We start from the raw sequence: 21279 nt of genomic DNA, 5'->3' as shown, positions 1-21279 counted from the left end.
TCGGGTAAATACTATGCAATTCCATGAAAAACGTCGCCAACAATTCCTGAATGAACTGGCCTACAACAATGAAATTAAATATTTCAATGAAAAAGGACTTCCTCGGATTTTGCAAGCTTTATCCGAACCAAACAACGACGCAAACGACCGAAGCCGTATTTCATCTGTGCTCGCCGATGACATATTTTCAAACTTTTTGTTGAGCTACACGGCTGGCGAATCGCTAGATATTTTGCGTAATGGTCTTACGAAAGTCGTTGATGCGTTTGAGAGAAATGCCAAATACGAACAGGAATATGCAAACGACCCACTTTTCCCACCCTTACGCTTTGCCGAAATAGACGATTACGAGCGCGCAATGCAACTCATTGGCCTTTGCTATCTTCTACATCGCCGTGACTTATTGCCACGACTGGCGGCGATGCTTGACGGCGCATTTGCCGGCAAAGACACGCTCTATGAGGATTTGTTTGCCTATGAACTCAAGGATCGTTACGAAGTCGACGAGTGGTACCACGACGCGCCGTATCGCGACATCATCAATAGCTTTTATCGTGACACGCCAGAGGAAAGCATTCAGGACATCGAGGCCTATCTGAAGGTTTGGTATAAGTCCATGAAAAAGGCGCCGTGGCACGACAGTCATTTGAGCATGAGCGCAGAAGGTTGCGGCGCGTATTTTGGCTATTGGGCCATCGAAGCTGCAGCAGCAGTATATCTTTTGGAGCTGGAAGACCGCAGTTTCCGAGAGCATATCGTGTATCCAAAAGACCTGGTGGACTACGCCAGAAAGCTCGATAAACAAGCTGGACCTATGTCCACAGCGCCAGAAAAACTGCGTGTTGAAGGCGGCAGCCCATGTCCCCAGGCTGGGTACTGGTTCACCCCTGCTATACCCGGCAGTCTTCGTCATTTCGAACAAGGCGAGATCATGCCGGTATCCGCCGATACACAGTATGGCGCGACCATCTGGCAATGGAGTAGTGAGCAATTATCTCCATAAGCGAACAGAGGGGTGAGGTACCCAGGCTTTTTCGGCCGCGCCTGTTTAGTAAACTTCTCCCACGGGGGAATTGATGAAGCGAGCAAACATACACGCCGCAACTTCGCGAGGAAGCGGTCAAGCTGGCTGGGCACGGGAATGGATAGCCCTTGCTGTCACTTAGTCAAATAGAATATTCCAAGGAGTGCAAATGTTAACAAAACTGGCCAAAGCGCTGGGACTTAAGCAGCCGAACGGTTCGGATGCTGAACAAGATATCTTAATCCTGGCCCTGAAAGGAAAATGTGCCGGCGACAGTTATTACCACGACATGAGTCAGTCGGTTTTTGACAGCGCTATGGAAGGTAACGAGGAGGACGACTTTTATCACTTTTATGCTCGGCAGAGAGCGATAGGTATGCAAGCGTTCAAAAAAGAAGTGGAAAACGATCTCTCGGCACTGTCTGGATGTCAGCTTCATGCCATCGTCCAGCATCATAATTATGATAGTGGCATATGGCTTCTCACGCAGATCATAGCGCATCCCAATTGTGAATTTGCTACAGCGCTGTGTATCTACTGGGCCAATCAGCCGGGCGATCACTATGCGCGGTACGAGACACTCGATCTTGCTTGCAAGGACGTCAATGCCCTATCCCATGCGCATGCGGTGTTGCTCAGTAAAATCGAATGCAAGACAAAGCTGGGGACATTTGCACAGACCCTCCCAGTTCCCGACGTCGCCTGTTTCCTTGATCGCAAGCCAGATTATTCAGTGAAGCCATTGATAAATATTCCAATTGAACTCCGGGTACACTTGTGAAGAGCTAAGCTTGCGCTATAGGAATGTACGCGCAGGGATTTCTACAAGCCAATCTCTGCATAGTATTTATTCACCGATATCTGTACTTAGGTATTTCAGCAGGTGCGGCTGGTGCATTGCATCTAAAGCCGCATGAGACTTGTCTATTCGCATTGCACAGCAGGGCGCCAGCGCGCCCCGCGAATCCACCAACCGCTGCCGCTGCGCGCATTCGTGGTTCTGATCAGCTTTCCGACTGCGCCGGCTTCCGCAACGCCCAGCGCATCAGACCCTTTCGCCCGCACCGTGCTTGCGATCAGGGCCTGAAAGACTATCCATGCATGCATTGCTTTTTTGGAAATACTGTGTAAAGATACAGTATCAACGTTCAAAAAGGACTGATCATGATCAAAGGCAGTTGCTGCTGCGGCTCGGTAAAGTTTGAATTGGCATCGCCCCCAAGCATGATGGGCATGTGCCACTGTTCTCGTTGCCGGAAGTCGGGAGCGAGTGCCCTGGCCTTCGTGGAGAAAAATTCATTTACCTTGCTGGAGGGGCGGGAATTTATTCAGCGATATGAGCCTGAGCCTCCCTTTAAATATGCAAGAACTTTTTGCAAAAACTGCGGCACTTCGTTGGGGGAAGTCGGCTCGGAGAATGATTCATTTCCCATATCCCTTGACTGCCTGGATGACGACCCCGGGGCAAGAATACAGTTTCATGTTCATGTTGCTTCCAAGCCGGCATGGTATGAGATTTGTGATAATGCAAAACAATTTCAGGAAAGTCCGGCATAATAAAAAAAGCCAGTCATGTGACTGGTTTTTACCGCGTTCTTGAGATTGTGAACTGGAATCCCGGCGCAAAATGACAGGCTCCGGCTCCTGGTTTCCTGCCCCCCTCATCGGCTCTTTAAAATCACCCCACTCATATATTGATTCAAGTCGCGAAAATCCTGAACCCTCCAGGCGTAGGGCGGTATCTTTACGCCATTCTCCCGCAAGGTTTTTGGAATCAGGTCGCCATTGGGACGGAGTATTACCGATGACACTATAACGCCAGGATAATCCTTCAGGCGCTTCTTGAAAGCGGATGTCGTCAGGTCAGGCGTGGGGGGATTGCTTTTATTTGCCAATGCTCCTGTTCCTTTGATATCTGTTCCATGGCATACGGCGCATCTCTGTACATAAAGATTCTTTCCGTTGATATTCTCTGCGAAGGATAATGGCGTTTGCATCAGCGACAGAATTCCCAGCGAAGCGGCGAATAATATTTTCATTTTCATGCAGTCTTGTTGTATCAGTCAGGTCGGAACCGGGGACAACGCCCGGAATGTATTTTTCGGGGATTTGTCCCGGCTGCTCATTCCATCATTATATCTGCCGGGATTCTCCCCGTGGTGCCGCTGCGTATTTCGCGCAGCCATGTCCGGATTTGTTTTGCATGGATAATGTATGCAGGTATGCGGCAATAAAAGCTTGCCGGACACCCGAATGCCGCAGGGCGCCTGGCCGCTGCGTTTATTGGTAAATGATCAGGTATTTCGCGGGAATGTCGAGTGCGTGGAGCTTGCCCGCCAGAGCCAGGTTGATCAGCAGGGCGAACACCAGGCCGGCGACCGCCGGAACGCCCAGGGCGAGCCTGCGCACCAGGGGCGAGCGCACCTGGACTTGCCAGTAGGCGGCGCAACCCAGGTGCGCGAACAGGGCGAACATGGCGAGGAAGTAATACGGCGCAAAGAACCATGCATAGGGCATCAGGACAAAACCGGCCGCCGCGTAGTAAAAATTGGTGTCGAGCCCAAGTGCGGCGCGGCCGAACAGGACGGCACCGACATGCAACAGCAGGAACAGGGCCAGATAGATGCCCGTGCCGGCCTGCAGCCACGCTGGCAGCCCGGCGCGTTTCTTCCAGTTGCGCAGCACCATCCATGTTCCGCTGCCACATTGAAACAACACGCACGCCAGCAGCACCGGCTCGACCACGGCATTGCGATACAGGGGCCGGATCGCCTCCATGTAGGCGACGTGCGCGTGGGCGCCGGCAATGGCGGCCAGATGATTGCCAAGATGCAGCAGAATAAAGGCGGCCAGGACACAGGCCGACAGGCGGTGCAGCTTGCGTATGCTCATATGCACTCCGGAGCGAGGTCGCTTCCGCCTTTGTTGCGCTGGCGCAAGATTATCGCCAGCGGCGCGGCGCCAGTCCGGGGCCGAAGCCGAGCCATGTCGCCGTCCAGCAGCAGCATGGCTTGCTGCAGCTTGACAGGCTGGGCGCGCGGCGCCGGATCGGCTGCCCGGGCCGCCCGGGCGATAAAACCGTCCGTGGCCCCTTGCAGGGCGCGTGCGCCGCGTTCCAGGCGCCGGTCCGCGCGACGCCGCAAGCAGCGCCGGCAAGGGGCGGGCATCTGCGCAAGGCGGGCCACCCCGGCCCTTGCATCGCTGATATCTTCCTGCCGCTTGTCGTCGCCTTTGAGCAGCGTATGGACGTGCTCAGCAAAGGCGAGGCGGATGGCGCGCGGGTTTGGCTGGTGCGCATTGCCGGGAAACGGCAGGGCGGGCGGGGGCGGCAAGTCGGCGATGGCGCGCAAGACGGGCATGGCGGCTGTGTGCATGAAACTCCCTCGGTAGGCAACTGATGAAGGTAGTATCGTTTGCGCGTTGACGCAGGTCTTGAACGTTTGCGACACGCTGCAATGCTTGCACGACGGGATGCCATCTGCCCTCTGCCGCGCATGGCGCTGGCGTCCCGCCTACGGGTTGGGCTGGTGCCCAGCACCTTTGCTCGGTGCCGTTGCCGCCGGCACACGTCGCAAGCGCTTTGCGCGCTCCCGTCCTGCGCCAGCCCGCGTGAGCGGATTGCGCCCGCACAGACGGACAAGAGCGATTGCTATGCCGCATCCGGGGCTGACCCGGGTGCATCGCCACGCTGGTGCGTGGATGGCTGGCCTGGTGGCGGGGCCGGTTTTTTGAAACAGTTCCTGGAAACCGCATAACGCCCGGCTGTTGACGGCCAGGCGCGTTGGCGATTGCCCACCGTGCAGCGTCTAAGCTAATTCATCGCGCCGGTAGACGAATTCTTGACGGCTGATGCCTTGCGTGACGAAGTCCGCATCGGCTGGTATTTTTTCCCAGAAAAATTCCCGCTTGAAGAGTGGAATGCCGTTGAATTTTCGCGAACGGAATATCCATCTGTTTTTCGTGAAATCGCTGTAGCGGTCGCCTTTGAACTGCTTGTGTACCGCCGTAAACGGCAGCAATCTTTCCGCAATATCCGGGAATTTCAGGCCTGGCGTGTCGTTCTTGAATTTCTCAAAGGTGGCGAATTGATCCCGGCAGATGACTTGCAGGGCGGTTTCCGGAAAACGATAGCGCGGAGACCACAGGACGTTCCAGCCTGATTCTATTTCATTGATGAATTTTACCAGGCGGGGCGTCATGATATAGGCGTCCGATTCGATATGGATGATTTTATCCACGCCTAATTCATTTGCCACCTGAACGGAGTGGAGAAAGCTGCGCCACCAGCCAGGGTAGTCAGCCCCGCTTTGTCGTCCCAGGTTGTTATCAAAGTGAATGATGAGGTTTTTGTCGTCATTGGCGGCCAGCGGGGCGTCATGCGAGATCGTATTGATAATGTCGGCAGGCGGAAGAAATGGCGAGCCATCGTCGATCATTATCTTTTTTTCGGCATTGATCGGGATGTTTTCGTAGTAGTCAAGCCACCGTTGGTAGCGACTTTCCCACGATTGGGCATCTTTTATAAAGCTGGTGCAGAATATCATGGCTTTCATTAGCTAAGCACATTCCTTATATTTGAGAATCTCAGATTGTTCATGCTAATCTGGTAAGAATTGGGATATATTTTAACAGATGGGAGGCGGCGCCCTGGCTGCCTTGCGGGGCCATGTCGGCGTCCGGCGAGTTTCGCCGCGGACGCCGGAAACGCGGCCGGCGCCGTGGCAGCCCCCTGGATGCCGGCTAAAATCCGCACAGCTTGCTGGTAGCGAGCGCTGCGGCATTCCTGCTCGTGATGCGTCGCCCGCAGCCGCCTGTATCATTGTTGCTTGTTACATTGTTGCTTGTTATAAAGAGTTTGCTCCCGGCCCCCACAATGGCAATACGATGGAATGCCTGGACGCATGTGAGCGAGATTGGCCAGAAGCTGCCGCGTCCGTATCATCAACCCGCAACCTCATGCGTGATCGTCCCGCGCCTTTGAACGAATGAAAAACATCACCGTTGAATACCGTCATGACTTTCCCCTTGATCCGCTTGATGTGGTTCGCGTCTTCGATCGATCTGGAATCAAGCGGCCGACTGGCGATCTGCCGAGAATCGCGCGCATGTTCGCCGCGCCCTGTCTCTTGCTGTCGGCATGGGTGGATGGGCAGCTTGCGGGCCTGGCCCGCTCGCTGACCGATCATGCGTATTGCTGCTATCTGTCGGATCTGGCGGTAGACAAGCAATACCAGGGCCTGGGCATCGGCAAGGAGCTGGTCAGGCGCACCCAGGCGATCATCGGCGACGAGGTGTCGCTGATACTGCTCTCCGCGCCCGACGCCATGTCCTACTATCCGGCGCTCGGTTTTGACGCTGCCGCCAATGCCTACGTGATCCGGCGCAAACATTGAGCGAGTGCTGCCAGGAAATCCTGCCCCTGATGAAAACCGTCTACACCCTCGCCGACGCCCTGGCAAACGACCCCGGCCGCGTCACCCGGACCCAAGCCCTCACCCTCGACAGTTCCAGGCCCCGCATGGGCCTGAAAGGCGGCCACGGCCTGTTCGCCTCCGTAGCGTGGTGGCAAAGCATCGAGGCCGGGCGCCTCCAGACGCAAACCTTGACGGGCATCGTCGAACGAAGGTATTTCGCGGGCCAGGACAGCCGGCGGGGCGATCAAGCCAACAGCATCACCTTGCGCCTGGCGGATGGCTCGGCAGTGGACGAAAGCATCTACACGCAGCGCAGGCAGGATAGCAAGCTGTTCGTTCCCGGCGCCACGGTGACGATGACTTATGCGCTGGATGAGCTCAAGGCGCAGCCGGCGGCGGACGGCGTGTCGATTACGCGCGGATCGTGCTGGAAGTGTCTGTTTCTGCGGGATAAGGCGTCTATATCCACTTGATAGCGCTGACACAAGCCTCCTGTTTCCTGTCAACACCATCCCTCCAAGTTTGCATTAAATCAAGGATGTTTGATGATGGTGGCGAGACGGACGACGAACTCAGTGGTGAAAAATGGGGGCGAAGATTTCCAGGCTGCACCAACACCAGGGATGTGTCAGGAAATTTCCGTTTGGCAGTGGAAGATTTTCTACGTGCAATGAAAGAGGCGGGGATCAGGGTGCCAATGCTGCGGTGACCTGGTATGACAGGGAATGACATCCGCTGGTCTCTTGGGTGAACCTGCGGTGCAAGCTGCCGCCGCAGCAATCTTTGCAAGCTTGACCTAAGCGAATTCCCCACTGAAATTCATTTGACCGCCTCCCGCGCCAGGTCTACAGTCGTCGAAGAGACCTCAACTGACCCCATCGCCCTCCCATGGCCAAGCCCTTTCCCTTGAATCCCAGGAACCCCGAGCGCATCTGCTGGGGCTGCGACAAGTATTGTCCGCCGGATGCCATGCGCTGCGGCAATGGTTCCGAACGCACCCAGCATCCCGTCGAACTGTTTGGCGAGGGCTGGAATGACTGGGGGCTGGCGGCGGCCGAGAAGTCCGACAAGGACGAGAACCAGCCGTGACGGCATGCGCACCACGCCGGGCGCCGCTACAATCTCCTCATCGCACGTTCGTCCGAACCGAGGAAATCCGCATGCAAGAAACCCTGTCCCGCTGGCTGGCAAGCAGCGCCGGCGAAGTCCAGTTCGTCGAGCATCCTGCCGTGCACACCATCGATGAAGCACTGATGCATGTGCCGGCCATGCCCGGCCTGATGGTAAAAAACCTGTTCGTGCGTGACGAGAAGGGACGCCGGCATGTGCTTGTCATCGTACCCTTCGACAAGCGCGTCGACCTGGCGGCGCTGGGGCGGCTGTTGCCAGCGAGTAAGCTGAGCATGGCCTCGCCCGAGCGTTTGCTGCGGCACCTGGGCATTACGCCCGGCTCTGTCAGCCTGTTTGCGCTGATCCATGACGAGGTGCAGTCGGTGGAGCTGGTACTGGACCAGGCCGTGTGGGATGCTGGCCATATACAAGCCCATCCGCTGCGCAACACGGCCACGGTGGCGCTGTCGCATGCCACCCTGGTCAGTTTCCTCGCGCACACGGGACACGCACCCCGCATTCTGGACGTGCCGGCGGCGGGCTGAACGCCGTTTCAGTGTCCGGCCACGGGCGCGCCGCCGCTGCGCCGTCCCGGCCGGAAGCCGTGCGCGCGGGCCGACCAGGCGACCAGGAAAGCGAGCAAGAGCAAAGCCACCATGGCCCACGGGAAAGCGTCCGCGCCCCAGGCTTCCAGCAGGGCGCCGCCGGCCACGCCCGCGGCCGCAATCGCGCCATTCCACGCCACCATGTTCATCGACAGGGCCACGTCGGCGCCGCTGCCGGCCGTGTCGGCCAATGCCGTCTGCAACAGCGTTGCCGCGCCGCCAAAGCTCAGGCCCCAGACGGCCATGCCGACATAGATGACGGCAGGCAAGTGCGACGCGACGCCCAGCACCAGGGCCGTGGCGGCGAAGGTCGCCAGGCTGGCCAGCACGGTGGCGCGCAAGTGGCGCTCGACCAATTTCCCCGTGATCCAGATGCCGGCCATGGCTGCGGCGCCGAAGACGAGCAGCACCAGGTCGACTCTGGCCGCCAGTCCGGCCGGCGCGACGAACGGGGCGATGTATGTATAAAGAATGTTGTGCGCCAGCATCCAGGCGATGACGACGGCCAGCACGGGGCGCACGCCCGGCGTCGTGAAGACGCGGCGCAGGGGCATGCGCTCATGCGCGGACTGGCCCGGGTAGTCCGGCACTTTGGCCAGCACCCACCCGATCAGGATGACTGTCAGGGCGGAAATGATCCAGATGGCGGCGCGCCAGCCGACCAATGAACCGAGCAAGGTGCCCAGCGGCACGCCCAGGGACAGGGCGACGGGCGCGCCCACCATGGCCAGCGCCAGGGCGCGGCCTTGCTGCTGCGGCGCCACCATGCGCCGCGCATAGCCAGCCAGCAAGCTCCACGCCAGCCCGGCCGCCATGCCGGCAAAGAAGCGGGCCGCCAGGGTCAGCCAGTAGTGCGAGGACAGGGCCGTGACGGTATTGAATACGAGAAAGCCAATGATGGTCAGCAGCAGCACGTTGCGGCGGCGCCAGCCGCGCGTGGCGATGGTCAGCGGTATGGCCGCCAGCAGGGAACCGAGCGCATAGGCCGTGACCATTTGTCCGGCCAGCGCGGCGCTGATGCCGAGCCCCGCGCTGATCTGCGGCAGCAGGCCGGCAGGCAAGGTTTCCGTGACGATGCAGATGAAACCCGTCATGGCCAGGGCTAATAAACCCGAAACGGGGAGGCGGTCGGCCAGCGCGGGGCTGGCTCCGTTGGTGAGTGTGGCGTGATTCAAAGCAACGATCCTTGGAAGTGTGACGAGATAGCCGGGCGCAGGAGTGCCCCTGACCGCCGTGGCGGCATATATGTATCGATCGGTATAAATATAGGCGATGGCGTGCCGCGTTGTCAATGACTTCTGTATCGAGTAGTATGTAAGTGGTAAATAAGGAGATGAGAAGGAGCGAAGGATGGCGCAAATGGGACGGCCGCGCACGTTCGACCGGCAGGCAGCCGTCGAGCAGGCCATGTTTTTATTCTGGCAGCAAGGGTATGAATCGACGTCCTTGAGCCAGCTCAAGGCGAGCCTGGGCGGCGGCATTTCCGCGCCCAGCTTTTATGCGGCGTTCGGCTCGAAGGAAGCGCTGTTCCGCGAAGCGGCGCAATGCTATCTGGACACCTTTGCGCGCGTGACGGAGTGTTTGTGGGACGACGGCCTGGCGCCGCGCGCGGCCATCGAGCAGGCCTTGCGCCAGTCGGCCCGCATGCAGTCCGAGCCGGGCCACCCGCCCGGCTGCATGGTGGCGCTTGGCTGCATGAGCGCGCCGACGGCCGAACATGCGGCCGTGGCCGCACCGCTCACCGCTTCGCGCGCGCGCACCCGCGCCGGCTTCGTGCATTGCGTCGAGCGGGGCATGGCTAGCGGCGAATTGCCCACTGCTACGCATGCGGCGGCGCTGGCGGCCGTGTTCGACAGTTTTTTATCGGGCGTGGCTATCCAGGCCCGCGACGGCGTGAGTTACGCCGTGTTTGACGCCGCCATTACGCAGATCCTGCGCGTGTGGGATGCCAATCGCGGTGTTGAATAGCCGGCTGATTCATCAGACGCTTGCCGGGTATGATCTATTGCATTGATTGATAAATATTTCCACTGGGAAATTTTTGAAATTATAATATGGACATACTTTTAATGGAGTGTCCATGTTGTCTCAATTCAAAAAAACTGTATTGGCATCAACCTTGTTTTATATCGCTGGCGTATCGGCAACGTATGCGGCGGAAGAAAAGCAATATCTGATCTCGGCCAAGCCCGGCAAGGAAGTATGCGTCGCGGATGAGGCCAGCAAGTCGCAGGTATGCGTTGCAGGCGGTAATTTTTCGCATGATGTGTATAGCTTGAAAATCGATGGAAGCACGGTACTCAAAGGTATCGATGACCAGCTTTCCGTGGGATTGGCTGGTAATTACCAGAATCGGGCCATCGCCTTTGTTTGCGAAGCCCAGAACATATTCCCTAAAGAAACCCCGGAAGCAACGCTGGCGGAAGTGCAAAGACTGATGCCCAATTCGCCGCCGGAAAGAATCAAGACGATTGCGGGCCTGCTTGGGCCAGGTCCGATGGGAATGGAGATCGGCAGATTGTGCAAGGCCAGCAGCAATGGCCAAGCGTTCATCACCGTGCAAGTGATGTTCGACTGATCTGACTGCCAACTGCGGCGGCGCAGCCAGGCTGCGGCAGCATGGCCGGGCCTGCGCCGCACTTGCTTGTCACTTATGTCTCTGTGTTGAACATAAACTCCAGCACGTCGTCGCCATACTTGTCCGTCTCGCCCGTCGCCGTCCAGCCCAGGTAGCGGTAAAAGCCGTACGAGCGCGAGGCCGGGTCGCTGGAGCAGCCGAGGAACAGCCGCTGGTGGCCCTGGGCACGCAGGTCCGCCATGACCCGGTCCAGCAGGGTCTTGCCGATGCCTTGCCCTTCAAATTGCGGCAGCAGGGCCAGGACGACGATTTCGCCCGTGTCGCGCGCGCCAAAGCAGTAGCCGGCCAGCTGGCCGTCGTCATGGCAGACGTGGCCGGGCAGGCTGCCCGAGCGCATCATGTCCGCCCAGGAATCGGCCGTGATGCCCACTTCCGCCAGGCGTTCTTTGGAAACGGCGTTTTCCCGCGTCTTGCCGCGCAAGGCGATGAAGGCCGGCGTGTCTTCTTCCCTGGCGGCATGGAAGGTAATGGAGGCTGGATGTGTCGTCATGTGTTTTATTTATAGTGCCGTATCAATGGCAAGTTAAGGTGGGGCAAGCTCACTCCCAGGGTTTGCGCATGATTTGTCCATGGCGCCGCCAGTCGTAGGCTTTGGTATGTTCGATGGCCTGCTGGTCGGAATTGCCGCTATCGATGATTTCGTCTTTGATCAGGATCAAGTCATTCTTTTCATTCAAGCCATATTCGCGATAACGCTCGCAATCCTGTGCGCGCCGGGCGATAGTGATTAATCCACCGGCCCGCCACGCATAGCTGTCTTCATAAAAGCATTGCGCCGCGCAGCCGCAATTGGCGATGCCGCCTTCGATTCTTTGCTCGGCGATGCTGATATCGAGATTCGGAATCGCGGATAAGTCTTTGTTGAAACTGTATTGTTTTGCCTGCGTATCCCACAGCCACACGTCGGAACAGCGGATGCGTCCCTGGCTATCCGTATAACCGGTGACCCACAGGTCGGCATGGCCGTCGAAATTCATGTCCAGCAGCAGCGCGTGCAAATTGCCCATGCCGCTGCTGCTGCAACTGCCATTGAGCCACTGCTTGCCGGTTTTCAGCCGGTAAGTCTGTTTTTCATCGTGATTGACATAGCGGATATCGGCCGCTTGCCGCACTGTTCCTGTCGCGGCTTTGTCCAGATGCAGCGTGCCGCCATAAGCGGAGGTGGAAAGCAGGGATAAAAGCAAAGCAATCAGTTTCATGGAGATATACTTGAGCTGGCACTGTTCTGATGCCGGGATTAAATCGTGCAGTCAATGATCATAACGCAGGATCCGGGCAATGCGCCACACCGTTCTCCTATCGTGCATTCTGTGCGGAACAGTGCTGTGTACAATGCCAGAAATCCCCCAGTTAAGGAATCTTTATGACCGTTTCCACCGCATCCTTGAATGAAGCGGGCATACTCGCTTATAACGATGGCCATTATGCCGAGGCATTCCGGCAATTCGACGCCGCCGCGGCGGCCGGCGATCCCGCGGGACAGCATTTATTGGCCAGCCTGTATTACCAGGGCCATGGCGTCGAACAGGACGTGCCGAAAGCGGTGGAACTGTTCACGGCGGCCGCGCAGGCGGGCTTTCCGCCGTCGCTGGCCAATTTGGCCCTGATGTATGCGAGCGGCGATGGCGTCACGCAAGATATGGCGCAATCGCTGGCGTACGGGCGCCAGGCGGCCGAGGCGGGCGATGGCCAGTCGCAATTCAACCTGGCGCAGGCTTACCGCAAGGGTGTTGATGTAACGCAAGACTACGCCGAGGCGGCGTTCTGGTACAAGCAGGCGGCCGAGGCCGGCTCCCTGTCGGCGCAGAATGAATACGGCTTGCTGTACGCGCAAGGGCAGGGCGTGGAGCTCGATTATGTGCAGGCGTATGCGTGGATCGCCATGCCGGCCGAGGCGGGCAGCGCGCAATCGATCAAGAACCGCGACCAGCTGCTGGAAATTCTCACGCCGTCACAGCAGCAGGCGGCGCGCCTGCTGGCGGCCGAATACGCGGCGCAGTACGGCACCGATCCGCATTAATTCCTATTGTGGCCACAGCATTATTCTACTTCCCGTCAGTTCATTTATTATTCAATAAATATTTCCGCTGAGAAATTTTTACATTTACAATATAGCGATGGCGTGCCCGGCATGGGCAGGCCGGCAAGGCGAAGTCGCGCATGCGGGCCGATCACTATATAAAAGATGGATAATATGACTGTGCTGAAAGAGGGCGGTTTCCGGTTCTCGATATTGATGCTGCTGCTGGTTCCCTATGTTCTGCTGTATTGCGCGGCGGGCAAGGAAGACCGGCTGCCATTGGCCGCGCTTACGGCGGCCGCGACCTGCCTGCTGTCGCTGGCGGCACATTTGTACCGCAATCGTATCGCCATCCTGGAAGGCATTGCGGGATCGTTGCTGCTGATCGGGATATTGATGCTGTGCGCCTTCATTCCCGTCGTCGGCTGGATCGCCGATGTCCTGTTGATACTGTATGCCTTGGCCAGCGTCCTGGCGGCATTGCAGGTATTGCTGCCGATCGCTTTCAAGGCAGCCTTGATACTTGTCGTGTTTATCGCCGCGCTGGCGCCGGAAATCCACCATCCCCTGTTTAGCCCGCTCGCGTATGGCGTGTTCTGTCTTTTCCTGACGGCGTGGCTGTCACGCAAAAGCGATCCGTTCAGCGAATTGCTGCTGTTATTCGCCTCGCTGCCCCTGCTGGCCATCGTGATCGCATCGCTGGGCAAAATGTTCAGATCGGGTTTTTCGGTGACAAGGAATGTGAAAGTCGGCCAGCATGTGAGCGGCTATACCACGCAAGCGGGCGTGAATGTGGCCGACTACACGCGCATGGTGACAAAGAGCGTGACCACCGCCACGACATCCGTGAATGCCACGGCGGTGGCCGTCAATACGGCGGCAGGCAAAGCGGCCGAACGGACGGACGCGGAATAGCGCCCGCGTCCGGGCTACGCGCCGCTCATTTGCTGCGCGGCGTCTCGGGTTTGCTCAGCACGCCCGCCGCGTCGAGTTCATAGCTGTCGAAATCGCGCGCCAGGAACAGTTCGCCCGAGTAATGCAGCCGGGCTTCCGCTTCCAGCTCGGCCATGCCTTCCGCATTGTGATAGCGGGCGCTGAAGTGGGTGAGGATCAAATGCGGCAGGCGGACGGATTCGGCGAATTGCGCCACGCGCTGCACGGAGCTGTGCGTGGGGCCGGGCCCCACCTTTTGCAGCATGGCTTCCGTGTAGGTGGCTTCATGCACGAGCAGCTGCGCGTCCGTGCAGGCATCCGTCAGCAACGCCGGCGTGTCGTTGTCGCCGCCGATGACCACGGCGGCGCGTTGCGTTTCCGTCTGGCGGAAAGCGGCGGCGCGCAAGACCGTGCCGTCGTCGAGCAGCGCATCCTGGCCCGCCTGCAATAAGCCCCAGGCGGGGCCGGGCGGCACGCCCGCCGCCTGCAGTGCCGCCTTGTCCAGCTTCCATCTGCTCGTTTCCAGCGCGAAACGATAACCGACGCTCGGCGCGCGGTGCGACAGCGCATGGCGCGAGACGGTCAAGCCCGCTTCCTGGTGGACTACTTGCGCGCTGTTCACGTCGATGTGGATCAGCGGATACGTCAGGAACAGTTCCGTGTGCAGCAGGGTCGCGTCGATCCACGCCTTGATGGCGGCCGGGGCGATCAGCAGCAGGGGCTTCTTGCGCCCCGTCATCGAAGCGCTGGCCAGCAGGCCCGGCAGGCCATAGCTGTGGTCGCCATGCACGTGGGTGATGCAGATGCCCACCAGGTCGTGCACGGACAGGGGCAGGCGCTGCAGCCGGTGCTGCGTCGCTTCGCCGCAATCGATCATCCACCAGTCGCGGTTGTGCGTCGTTTGCAGGGCCAGCGACGTGACGTTGCGGTGGCGCGTGGGCACGCCGGATGACGTGCCGAGAAAAGTCAGTTTGAACATGCCCGCATTATGCGGCAAGGCTTGCCCGTTTGCCAATGCTGCTGGCTTCATCCTGCCGGCGGCACGGCGTCGGCCGTGTAGTCGACAAAGCCGTCGCGGCGGCAAAAGCTGGCCAGCTGCATGCCGGCCTGGCGCGCGATGCGGATGGCCAGCGAGGTGGGCGCCGAGATGGTGGCGACGAGGCCGATATGCATGCGCGCCGACTTGCGCACCAGTTCATAGCTGGCGCGGCTCGACAGGAAGACGAAGCCGTCGTGCATGGCGATGCGGTGCAGCGCCAGGTAGCCGATCAGTTTATCGAGGCCGTTATGCCGGCCCACGTCCTCGAACACTTTTACCACCGCGCCCTCGGCCGTGCACCAGGCGGCCGCGTGCACGCCGCCCGTCTTGTGCATCAGCTCCTGCCAGGGCAGCAGTTCGCGCGCGGCGCGTCCGAGGATGGCGCTGCTGGCGACCAGCGGCGGCAGCGGCCGCGTGATCTTTTCCGGCACCAGGTCCAGCAGGGCCAGGCTTTCGATGCCGCACACGCCGCAGCCCGTGCGCCCCGTCAGCGCGCGGCGGCGGGCCTTGAGCTTGATCAAATCCGGCTGCGCGATGGTCAGCCGCACTTCCGCGCTGTCCGCGCCGCAGCACACGTCGAGGTCGTAGATGTCGCGCACGCTGCCGACGATGCCTTCGGTCAAGGTAAAGCCGACGGCGAATTCCTCGAGGTCGCGCGGCGTGGCCATCATCACGGCGTGGGCGATGCCGTTGTAGACGAGGGCCACGGGATACTCCTCGGCCACCATGTCGCGGCCCGCCGTGGCCACGCTCGCCTGGTGGCGCATCATGGGAACGTCCAGGTAGCCGTCGCGTTCGATGGTCGTCGTGTCAAAGTCCATGCTGTTCTCCGGTTAATCGATCTGATAGCGGGGGCAGGGCCGTATCGAGGGCGGCAGCGGCTCGCCGTTCAATTCCAGCAGCGAGCGTTCCGTTTCCCGCGTCATGGCGTTCAGGGCCAGGCAGCTGGGGGCCAGGCCGAACGGTTCGGCGATCTGCTGCGCGATGGCTTCCAGCGCGAACAGGGTGTAGGCAACGAAGACGGAAATGAGGGGCGTGGCCACGCCGATGGCGTCCACCAGGCCCAGCGGCAGCAAGAAGCAGTACATATAGACGGTGCGGTGCACCAGCACGCCGTACGGATACGGAATCGGCGTGTTCTTGATGCGCTCGCAGCCTGCCACCGTGGCGGCCAGGTCGTTGAGCTGGGTGTCGAGCATCCACAGCAGCTGCGCCTGGCCCGGCTGGCGCTGCACGGCCTCGTGCAGCATGGCGCGCACCGCGTGCAGCACGGCGACGGGCTTGAAGTTGACGCCCTGCAAGCGCTGCACGTCTTCGGCCGGCAGGTAGCGCGCCAGGTCTTCCAGCGGGTCCGTCTGGCGCAGCTGGTGCTTGAGCGCGTAGACGAAGGCGATCAGGCGGCGCAGCAGCAACTGGTGGTCCAGGTCGCTTGTTTCCTGCGGCAAATACGTGAGCGCCTGCGAAGCGAGGGCCCGCGCGGCGATCAGCAATTGCCCCCAGATATGCCGCGCCTCGACGAAGCGCGCATAGCTGGCGTTGTTGCGAAAGCCGAGGAAGATCGCCAGGCTGATGCCGACCATGGGAAACGGCGCCGTATCGAGCGGAATCTTGACGCCGAAGATGCGGCCGTCCGTCAGCAAGGCCAGCGAACTGACGAGCAGCATCAGCAGCAGTTGCGGGATGATGGCTTGCAGCACCGAGCCGTTCCAGACGAACAGCATGCGGAACCAGTTGGTGGTAGGCCGAATGATCATGATCTGATGCCGATCAATGCTTGCGGGGCACGACTTTGCCCTCGAAGACGTAGTATTGGAACAGGTTGTAGCCGACCATGATCGGCAGCATGGAACCCATGCCGATCAGCATGAAGATCAGGGTCGGCTCGTCTGATGCGGCCGCCGCGATGCTCAGCTTGCCCGGCACCAGGTCGGGGAAGAAGCTGATGGCCAGGCCCGCGAACGAGGCCAGGAACAGCACGATGGCGCCGCGGAACGGTCCGCGCACGCCGTTCACATGCACGGCCCACAGGATGTAGATAAAAGCGCTGGCGGCGACGGCGGCCAGGGCCAGCAGCACGCCGAACACGCCCGGCTGCGCCCAGCGGTCGTGGCCGATGGCGCTGAAGACCATGGTGCCGGCCGACAGCACGATGGCGGCCGCGACCGTCGCCAGCACGCTGGTGGTCGCGTAGCGGCGCGCAGCCGCTTCCAGCCTGCCGCCCGTCTTCTTGATCAGGTAAGTGCTGCCCAGCAGGCAGTACCCGGCCACCACGCCCAGCGCCGTGCAGGCCGTGAAAACCGCACTCAGCGGGCCCGGCTGCAAGCCCGTGATGACCTTGCCCAGCACCACGCCCTGCGCCACGGCGGCCAGCAGGCTGCCCGCGCCGAAGACCAGGTCCCACAGGCGCTTGTTGTCGGCCGCATGGCGGAACTCGATCGAGGCGCCGCGCATGATCAGGCTGGCAATCAGCAGCATGATGGGGATGTACAGCCCTTCCAGCAGGGTGGCGTAGGCGCCGGGAAACGCGCCGAACAGGGCGCCGCCCACCACCACCAGCCAGGTTTCATTGGCGTCCCACACGTGGGCGATCGACTGGAAGATCAGGTTGCGTTCCTGCTCGCGGCGCGTGAACAGGCTGAGGATGCCCACGCCCAGGTCGAAGCCGTCCGTGACCACGTAAAACACCAGCATCAGGCCGATCAAGCCGAACCAGGCATTGCCCAGCATGGCATGCGAATTCATTTCCATTACAAACTCCTAGTCAGATAGCGGCGCACTTCAGTACCCCACGGCATGGGCAGCGTCCGGCAGCGGCAGCGCCACGTCCGGGCCTTGTTGCAACCATTTCCTGGCAAACACAAAGAAGGTGACAAACAGCACGATGTAAAACACATAGAACATCAGCATGCTGCCGGCCACGGCATGGGCCGCCACGTCGGAGACGGCGTCGCGCGTGCGCAGCAAGCCGTACACGACCCATGGCTGGCGTCCCACTTCGCGCACGATCCAGCCGCACTCGACGGCGATGTAGGGCAGCGGTATCGTCAGCACCCAGGCCAGCAGCAGCTTGCGCTGGCGCAAAAACGCGTCCACCCGTGCGCCCGCCTTGCGCCAGGCCACGAAGGTCCAGAACGCCAGCAGCACGAACCACATGCCGATGCCGGCCATGGCGCGAAACGCGTAGTACAGCAGCGGCAGCATGGGCGGCTGGTCTGCGCGGGCGATGTCGGCCAGGCCCGTGATCTTGCCAGTGGCGCTATGCGTGGCGATCACGCTGAGCATGCCGGGCACTTCCAGCGACCAGTCGTTCTTCTGCTCCGCCTGGTTGGGCCAGGCCAGCAGGGACCAGGCCGCACCCTCGCCATCGCGGTTCGTGTGCCAGTGGCCTTCGATGGCCGCGCCCTTGGCGGGCTGGGTCTTGAAGACGTCGACGCCGCTCGAGTCGCCGAGCCACACTTGCAACGGAGCAATCACCAGCAGCAGCATCAGCGCCAGCTTGAACGAGCGGGCGAAGAAGGCCGGTTCGCGGCGCTTGAACATATACCAGGCGGAAATGCCCGCGATGACGATCAAGCCCGTTTCCACGGCGGCCACCCACATATGGCCCACGGCCCAGGCCATGTCGGGATTGAAGATGGCGGCCACGTAATCGGTGACGATGATCTTGCCGTCAAGCACGCGCACGCCGGCCGGCGTCTGCATCCAGGAATTGGCGACCATGATCCAGAACGAGGAAATGCTGGAACCCAGCGCCACCATGCCGGTGGCAAACAGGTGCACGCCCTTCGGTACGCGGCCCCAGCCGAACATCATGACGCCGATGAAGCCCGCTTCCAGCATGAAGGCCATGGCGCCCTCGAAACCGAGGATGTTGCCGATGAACTGGCCGGAATGGTGGGAAAACGGCGCCCAGTTGGTGCCGAACTGGAATTCCAGGGGAATGCCGCTGACGACGCCGACGGCAAAGTTGAGCACCAGCAGCTTGCTCCAGAAGCGCGCGTGGCGGTAGTAGACGGGGTCGCTGGTGCGCAGCCACAGCGCCTCGACGACGAACAGGAACAGCGACAGGCTGATCGTCAAGATGGGCCACAGGATGTGGAAGATGGCCGTCATCGCAAATTGCGCGCGCGACAGGTCCAGGGTATCGAAACCGAACATGGGGTGCTCCTGATCAGCCGAGGGCGGCCGAAGGCGCCAGCAGCACGGGGATGGATTTGAAGGTCGGCGTGCGCGAACCGTGGCCCACGCTGTCGAGCGGCACCAGCGGATTGGTTTCCGGGTAGTAGGCGCCGATGCAGCCGCGCGGAATGTCGTACTCGACCAGCAGGAAGCGGTCGGCGCGGCGTGCTATGCCGTCATGCCACACGCCGATCAGGTCGACCCAGTCGCCGGCCGCAAAGCCCAGCATGGCCAGGTCGTCCTTGTTGATGAAAACGACCCTGCGCTGGCCGAACACGCCGCGGTAGCGGTCATCCATGGCGTAGATCGTCGTGTTGTACTGGTCGTGCGAACGCGTGGTCATCAGCACCATCAGGCGTTCGCCATATTGCTGGCGAGCGCGGTGGATCGGCGTATCGAGCTCGACGGCGTTGACGAGGAATTGCGCCTTGCCGCTTGCCGTCTTCCACACGCGTTCGCGCGAGGCGATTTCCAGGTGGAAGCCGCCCGGTTTGGCCACGCGCAAGTTGTAGTCGAAAAAATCGTCGAATACTTGCTCGATGGAATCGCGGATCAGCGCATAGTTGCCGGCATAGCGCAGCCAGTCGATCTTCTCGCTGCCCAGGGTCGCCTGCGCCATGCCGGCCACGATGGCGATTTCCGAGCGCAGATCGGGCGAGGCGGGCTGGTTCATGCCGAACGAGATGTGCACCATGCTCATCGAGTCTTCCACCGTCACGCCTTGCGCCACGCCTTGCTGCACGTCGATTTCCGTGCGGCCCAGGGTCGGCAGGATCAGCGCATCCTTGCCGTGCACCAGATGGCTGCGGTTGAGCTTGGTGGCGATGTGGACCGTCAGGTCGCACGACCGGAGCGCGTCCCAGGTGCGCGGCGTGTCCGGCGTGGCCATCGAGAAATTGCCGCCCAGGGCGACGAACACTTTGACCTTCTTCTCCAGCATGGCCTCAATCGTGCCCACGGCGTCGTAGCCGTGGTGGCGCGGCGGTTCAAAACCGAAGACCAGGCCCAGGCGGTCGAGGAATTCCTTGCTCGGCTGTTCCTCGATGCCCATGGTGCGGTCGCCCTGCACGTTCGAGTGGCCGCGCACGGGGCACAGGCCCGCGCCGCGCTTGCCGATATTGCCGCGCATCATCATCAAGTTCGACAGGATCTGCACGGTGGCCAGCGAATTCTTGTGCTGCGTCACGCCCATGCCCCAGGTGGCGATGACGGCCTTGCCTTTGATATAGATCTGCGTCAATTCCTCGATCTTGTCGCGCGCCACGCCCGATTCGGCCAGCAGCAAGTCCCAGCTTTCCGCGCGCAGGTCGGCGGCGAAGGCGTCGAAGCCGCGCGTGTGCTCGGCGATGAAGGCGCAGTCGAGCACGCGCTCCTGGCCGTGGGCGATGGCTTCGTCATCGAGCTCGACGACGCGCTTGGCCATGGCCTTGATCAGCGCAAAGTCGCCGCCCAGTGTCGGGCAGATGAACAGCGAACAGATGTTCGTGCTGCCGCCCGTGAGCATTTCCAGCGGATGCTGCGGGCTGGTGAAACGCTCCAGGCCCCGTTCGTGCAGCGGGTTGATGGAGACGATGGTGGCGCCGCGGCGCGACGCTTCGCGCAATTCGCCCAGCATGCGCGGGTGGTTGGTGGCCGGGTTCTGGCCGAACAGCAGCAGGGTGTCCGCATGCTCGAAGTCGTCGAGCAGCACCGTGCCCTTGCCGATGCCCACCGTTTCCGGCAAGCCGCGGCTCGTCGCTTCGTGGCACAGGTTGGAGCAGTCGGGGAAGTTGTTGGTGCCGTAGGCGCGCACGAACAGCTGGTACAAAAAGGCCGCTTCGTTGCTGGCGCGGCCAGACGTGTAGAAGGCGGCCTGGTCCGGGTCGTCCAGCGCGTGCAAATGGCGCGCCACCAGGGCATACGCATCGTCCCAGGCAATGGCCTGGTATTTGTCGCTGGCCGCGTCGTACACCATGGGATCCGTCAAACGGCCATGTTGTTCCAGATCATAGTCCGACTGCTCCATCAATGCGGTGACCGTGTGTTCCTGGAAAAACTCGGGGCGCACGCGCTTGCTCGTCGATTCGGCGGCCACGGCCTTGACGCCGTTTTCGCAGAATTCAAACGTCGACGCGTGTTCGCGGTCTGGCCAGGCGCAGCCGGGGCAGTCGAAGCCGTCGGGCTGGTTTTGCTCGAACAGCGAGCGGTAGTTGCCTGCGCTGACTTTTTCCTTGAACAGGTTGATGGCCACGTATTTGAGTGCTCCCCAGCCGGCCGCGGCATGGGTGTAGGGCGCGATGCGCGCGTCGGACTTTGGCTTGCTCATGATGACTCTCCT

24 protein-coding genes are annotated in these 21279 nt (G+C 60.7%); 11 read left to right on the top strand and 13 right to left on the bottom strand.

The window, feature by feature from the left end; translation table 11 throughout:
• The first annotated feature begins 13 nt into the window (after positions 1-13).
• The 3 genes from AC07VI_RS14830 to AC07VI_RS14820 all read left to right on the top strand — a co-directional run bounded on the left by AC07VI_RS14830 (position 14) and on the right by AC07VI_RS14820 (position 2581).
• A complete protein-coding gene (locus AC07VI_RS14830; protein ID WP_492993173.1) occupies positions 14-1003 on the top strand; it encodes a PoNe immunity protein domain-containing protein in 990 nt (329 codons plus the stop codon).
• A gap of 190 nt (positions 1004-1193) precedes the next feature.
• On the top strand, positions 1194-1805 hold the full coding sequence (locus AC07VI_RS14825; protein WP_086145836.1) for a DUF4274 domain-containing protein: 612 nt from the start codon (positions 1194-1196) through the stop codon (positions 1803-1805).
• 383 nt (positions 1806-2188) lie between these two features.
• Positions 2189-2581 carry a GFA family protein gene (locus AC07VI_RS14820; RefSeq protein ID WP_492993175.1) on the top strand — a complete coding sequence of 131 codons (393 nt, stop codon included), beginning with the start codon at positions 2189-2191 and terminating at the stop codon, positions 2579-2581.
• Between the two features lie 104 nt (positions 2582-2685).
• Here the strand turns inward: AC07VI_RS14820 and AC07VI_RS14815 are convergent, their stop codons facing one another.
• The 4 genes from AC07VI_RS14815 to AC07VI_RS14800 form a co-directional block, all read right to left on the bottom strand.
• Entirely contained in the window at positions 2686-3063 is a 378-nt protein-coding gene (locus AC07VI_RS14815; RefSeq protein WP_216356348.1) for a cytochrome c, read from the bottom strand.
• A 241-nt stretch (positions 3064-3304) separates the two neighbouring features.
• The gene (locus tag AC07VI_RS14810) at positions 3305-3916 is read right to left on the bottom strand and encodes a hypothetical protein (RefSeq protein WP_492993177.1); all 612 of its coding nucleotides are present in this window, start codon (positions 3914-3916) and stop codon (positions 3305-3307) included.
• On the bottom strand, positions 3913-4398 hold the full coding sequence (locus AC07VI_RS14805) for a hypothetical protein (RefSeq protein WP_139842488.1): 486 nt from the start codon (positions 4396-4398) through the stop codon (positions 3913-3915). Before AC07VI_RS14805 ends, AC07VI_RS14810 begins: the two co-directional genes overlap by 4 nt.
• A gap of 432 nt (positions 4399-4830) precedes the next feature.
• Positions 4831-5577 (bottom strand): hypothetical protein, encoded by a 747-nt coding sequence (locus AC07VI_RS14800; RefSeq protein WP_099375172.1) that lies wholly within the window; start codon positions 5575-5577, stop codon positions 4831-4833.
• A gap of 432 nt (positions 5578-6009) precedes the next feature.
• On the opposite strand from AC07VI_RS14800, the gene AC07VI_RS14795 reads away from it, so the two are divergent.
• From AC07VI_RS14795 to AC07VI_RS14780, 4 genes are all read left to right on the top strand, one after another.
• Positions 6010-6417: a GNAT family N-acetyltransferase gene (locus AC07VI_RS14795; protein WP_086145830.1), complete on the top strand. Its 408-nt coding sequence runs from the start codon at positions 6010-6012 to the stop codon at positions 6415-6417.
• 29 nt (positions 6418-6446) lie between these two features.
• Positions 6447-6911, top strand: a complete 465-nt coding sequence (locus AC07VI_RS14790) for an immunity protein RhsI2 family protein (protein ID WP_492993180.1) — start codon at positions 6447-6449, stop codon at positions 6909-6911.
• A 415-nt stretch (positions 6912-7326) separates the two neighbouring features.
• Entirely contained in the window at positions 7327-7527 is a 201-nt protein-coding gene (locus AC07VI_RS14785) for a DUF3079 domain-containing protein (protein ID WP_086145828.1), read from the top strand.
• Between the two features lie 71 nt (positions 7528-7598).
• Positions 7599-8093 carry a prolyl-tRNA synthetase associated domain-containing protein gene (locus AC07VI_RS14780; RefSeq protein ID WP_086145827.1) on the top strand — a complete coding sequence of 165 codons (495 nt, stop codon included), beginning with the start codon at positions 7599-7601 and terminating at the stop codon, positions 8091-8093.
• A gap of 8 nt (positions 8094-8101) precedes the next feature.
• Here AC07VI_RS14780 and AC07VI_RS14775 read toward each other — a convergent pair whose 3' ends face one another.
• Positions 8102-9247 (bottom strand): MFS transporter, encoded by a 1146-nt coding sequence (locus AC07VI_RS14775; RefSeq protein ID WP_492996276.1) that lies wholly within the window; start codon positions 9245-9247, stop codon positions 8102-8104.
• A 256-nt stretch (positions 9248-9503) separates the two neighbouring features.
• On the opposite strand from AC07VI_RS14775, the gene AC07VI_RS14770 reads away from it, so the two are divergent.
• The gene (locus AC07VI_RS14770) at positions 9504-10121 is read left to right on the top strand and encodes a TetR/AcrR family transcriptional regulator (RefSeq protein WP_492993183.1); all 618 of its coding nucleotides are present in this window, start codon (positions 9504-9506) and stop codon (positions 10119-10121) included.
• Between the two features lie 112 nt (positions 10122-10233).
• On the top strand, positions 10234-10731 hold the full coding sequence (locus AC07VI_RS14765) for a hypothetical protein (protein WP_139842487.1): 498 nt from the start codon (positions 10234-10236) through the stop codon (positions 10729-10731).
• A 73-nt stretch (positions 10732-10804) separates the two neighbouring features.
• On the opposite strand, the gene AC07VI_RS14760 is transcribed toward AC07VI_RS14765, so the two are convergent.
• Together AC07VI_RS14760 and AC07VI_RS14755 are read right to left on the bottom strand one after the other, a co-directional pair.
• Positions 10805-11281: a GNAT family N-acetyltransferase gene (locus AC07VI_RS14760; protein WP_086145823.1), complete on the bottom strand. Its 477-nt coding sequence runs from the start codon at positions 11279-11281 to the stop codon at positions 10805-10807.
• A gap of 49 nt (positions 11282-11330) precedes the next feature.
• Entirely contained in the window at positions 11331-11990 is a 660-nt protein-coding gene (locus AC07VI_RS14755) for an XAC2610-related protein (RefSeq protein ID WP_492993186.1), read from the bottom strand.
• A 164-nt stretch (positions 11991-12154) separates the two neighbouring features.
• On the opposite strand from AC07VI_RS14755, the gene AC07VI_RS14750 reads away from it, so the two are divergent.
• Positions 12155-12811: a tetratricopeptide repeat protein gene (locus tag AC07VI_RS14750; protein ID WP_086145821.1), complete on the top strand. Its 657-nt coding sequence runs from the start codon at positions 12155-12157 to the stop codon at positions 12809-12811.
• 174 nt (positions 12812-12985) lie between these two features.
• Positions 12986-13726, top strand: coding sequence for a hypothetical protein (locus tag AC07VI_RS14745; RefSeq protein ID WP_143450701.1), 741 nt, complete (start codon positions 12986-12988; stop codon positions 13724-13726).
• Between the two features lie 25 nt (positions 13727-13751).
• On the opposite strand, the gene AC07VI_RS14740 is transcribed toward AC07VI_RS14745, so the two are convergent.
• Genes AC07VI_RS14740 through AC07VI_RS14715 form a run of 6 tightly spaced genes read right to left on the bottom strand, consistent with a single transcriptional unit; the run spans position 13752 to position 21267 of the window.
• A complete protein-coding gene (locus AC07VI_RS14740; protein WP_492993189.1) occupies positions 13752-14723 on the bottom strand; it encodes a ribonuclease Z in 972 nt (323 codons plus the stop codon).
• Between the two features lie 47 nt (positions 14724-14770).
• A complete protein-coding gene (gene fdhD / locus AC07VI_RS14735) occupies positions 14771-15604 on the bottom strand; it encodes a formate dehydrogenase accessory sulfurtransferase FdhD (protein WP_492993191.1) in 834 nt (277 codons plus the stop codon).
• Positions 15605-15616: 12 nt separating this feature from the next.
• The gene (locus AC07VI_RS14730) at positions 15617-16537 is read right to left on the bottom strand and encodes a bestrophin family protein (RefSeq protein WP_492993193.1); all 921 of its coding nucleotides are present in this window, start codon (positions 16535-16537) and stop codon (positions 15617-15619) included.
• A gap of 13 nt (positions 16538-16550) precedes the next feature.
• Positions 16551-17531 (bottom strand): cytochrome d ubiquinol oxidase subunit II, encoded by a 981-nt coding sequence (locus tag AC07VI_RS14725; RefSeq protein ID WP_492993195.1) that lies wholly within the window; start codon positions 17529-17531, stop codon positions 16551-16553.
• 30 nt (positions 17532-17561) lie between these two features.
• Complete coding sequence (locus AC07VI_RS14720) at positions 17562-18941, bottom strand: cytochrome ubiquinol oxidase subunit I (protein WP_492993197.1); 1380 nt, start codon at positions 18939-18941, stop codon at positions 17562-17564.
• 13 nt (positions 18942-18954) lie between these two features.
• Positions 18955-21267: an FdhF/YdeP family oxidoreductase gene (locus tag AC07VI_RS14715; protein WP_492993199.1), complete on the bottom strand. Its 2313-nt coding sequence runs from the start codon at positions 21265-21267 to the stop codon at positions 18955-18957.
• Positions 21268-21279 lie beyond the last annotated feature (12 nt).

The sequence above is a fragment of the Janthinobacterium sp. GW821-FHT03A03 genome (assembly GCF_059421435.1).
This window is presented reverse-complemented; position numbering and strand designations above follow the sequence as displayed.

Coding starts and splice junctions, on each gene's coding strand:
- AC07VI_RS14830 (WP_492993173.1), top strand. CDS start 14: ATGCAATTCCATGAAAAACGTCGCCAACAATTCCTGAATGAACTGGCC.
- AC07VI_RS14825 (WP_086145836.1), top strand. CDS start 1,194: ATGTTAACAAAACTGGCCAAAGCGCTGGGACTTAAGCAGCCGAACGGT.
- AC07VI_RS14820 (WP_492993175.1), top strand. CDS start 2,189: ATGATCAAAGGCAGTTGCTGCTGCGGCTCGGTAAAGTTTGAATTGGCA.
- AC07VI_RS14815 (WP_216356348.1), bottom strand. CDS start 3,063: ATGAAAATATTATTCGCCGCTTCGCTGGGAATTCTGTCGCTGATGCAA.
- AC07VI_RS14810 (WP_492993177.1), bottom strand. CDS start 3,916: ATGAGCATACGCAAGCTGCACCGCCTGTCGGCCTGTGTCCTGGCCGCC.
- AC07VI_RS14805 (WP_139842488.1), bottom strand. CDS start 4,398: ATGCACACAGCCGCCATGCCCGTCTTGCGCGCCATCGCCGACTTGCCG.
- AC07VI_RS14800 (WP_099375172.1), bottom strand. CDS start 5,577: ATGAAAGCCATGATATTCTGCACCAGCTTTATAAAAGATGCCCAATCG.
- AC07VI_RS14795 (WP_086145830.1), top strand. CDS start 6,010: ATGAAAAACATCACCGTTGAATACCGTCATGACTTTCCCCTTGATCCG.
- AC07VI_RS14790 (WP_492993180.1), top strand. CDS start 6,447: ATGAAAACCGTCTACACCCTCGCCGACGCCCTGGCAAACGACCCCGGC.
- AC07VI_RS14785 (WP_086145828.1), top strand. CDS start 7,327: ATGGCCAAGCCCTTTCCCTTGAATCCCAGGAACCCCGAGCGCATCTGC.
- AC07VI_RS14780 (WP_086145827.1), top strand. CDS start 7,599: ATGCAAGAAACCCTGTCCCGCTGGCTGGCAAGCAGCGCCGGCGAAGTC.
- AC07VI_RS14775 (WP_492996276.1), bottom strand. CDS start 9,247: ATGACGGGTTTCATCTGCATCGTCACGGAAACCTTGCCTGCCGGCCTG.
- AC07VI_RS14770 (WP_492993183.1), top strand. CDS start 9,504: ATGGCGCAAATGGGACGGCCGCGCACGTTCGACCGGCAGGCAGCCGTC.
- AC07VI_RS14765 (WP_139842487.1), top strand. CDS start 10,234: ATGTTGTCTCAATTCAAAAAAACTGTATTGGCATCAACCTTGTTTTAT.
- AC07VI_RS14760 (WP_086145823.1), bottom strand. CDS start 11,281: ATGACGACACATCCAGCCTCCATTACCTTCCATGCCGCCAGGGAAGAA.
- AC07VI_RS14755 (WP_492993186.1), bottom strand. CDS start 11,990: ATGAAACTGATTGCTTTGCTTTTATCCCTGCTTTCCACCTCCGCTTAT.
- AC07VI_RS14750 (WP_086145821.1), top strand. CDS start 12,155: ATGACCGTTTCCACCGCATCCTTGAATGAAGCGGGCATACTCGCTTAT.
- AC07VI_RS14745 (WP_143450701.1), top strand. CDS start 12,986: ATGACTGTGCTGAAAGAGGGCGGTTTCCGGTTCTCGATATTGATGCTG.
- AC07VI_RS14740 (WP_492993189.1), bottom strand. CDS start 14,723: ATGTTCAAACTGACTTTTCTCGGCACGTCATCCGGCGTGCCCACGCGC.
- fdhD (WP_492993191.1), bottom strand. CDS start 15,604: ATGGACTTTGACACGACGACCATCGAACGCGACGGCTACCTGGACGTT.
- AC07VI_RS14730 (WP_492993193.1), bottom strand. CDS start 16,537: ATGATCATTCGGCCTACCACCAACTGGTTCCGCATGCTGTTCGTCTGG.
- AC07VI_RS14725 (WP_492993195.1), bottom strand. CDS start 17,531: ATGGAAATGAATTCGCATGCCATGCTGGGCAATGCCTGGTTCGGCTTG.
- AC07VI_RS14720 (WP_492993197.1), bottom strand. CDS start 18,941: ATGTTCGGTTTCGATACCCTGGACCTGTCGCGCGCGCAATTTGCGATG.
- AC07VI_RS14715 (WP_492993199.1), bottom strand. CDS start 21,267: ATGAGCAAGCCAAAGTCCGACGCGCGCATCGCGCCCTACACCCATGCC.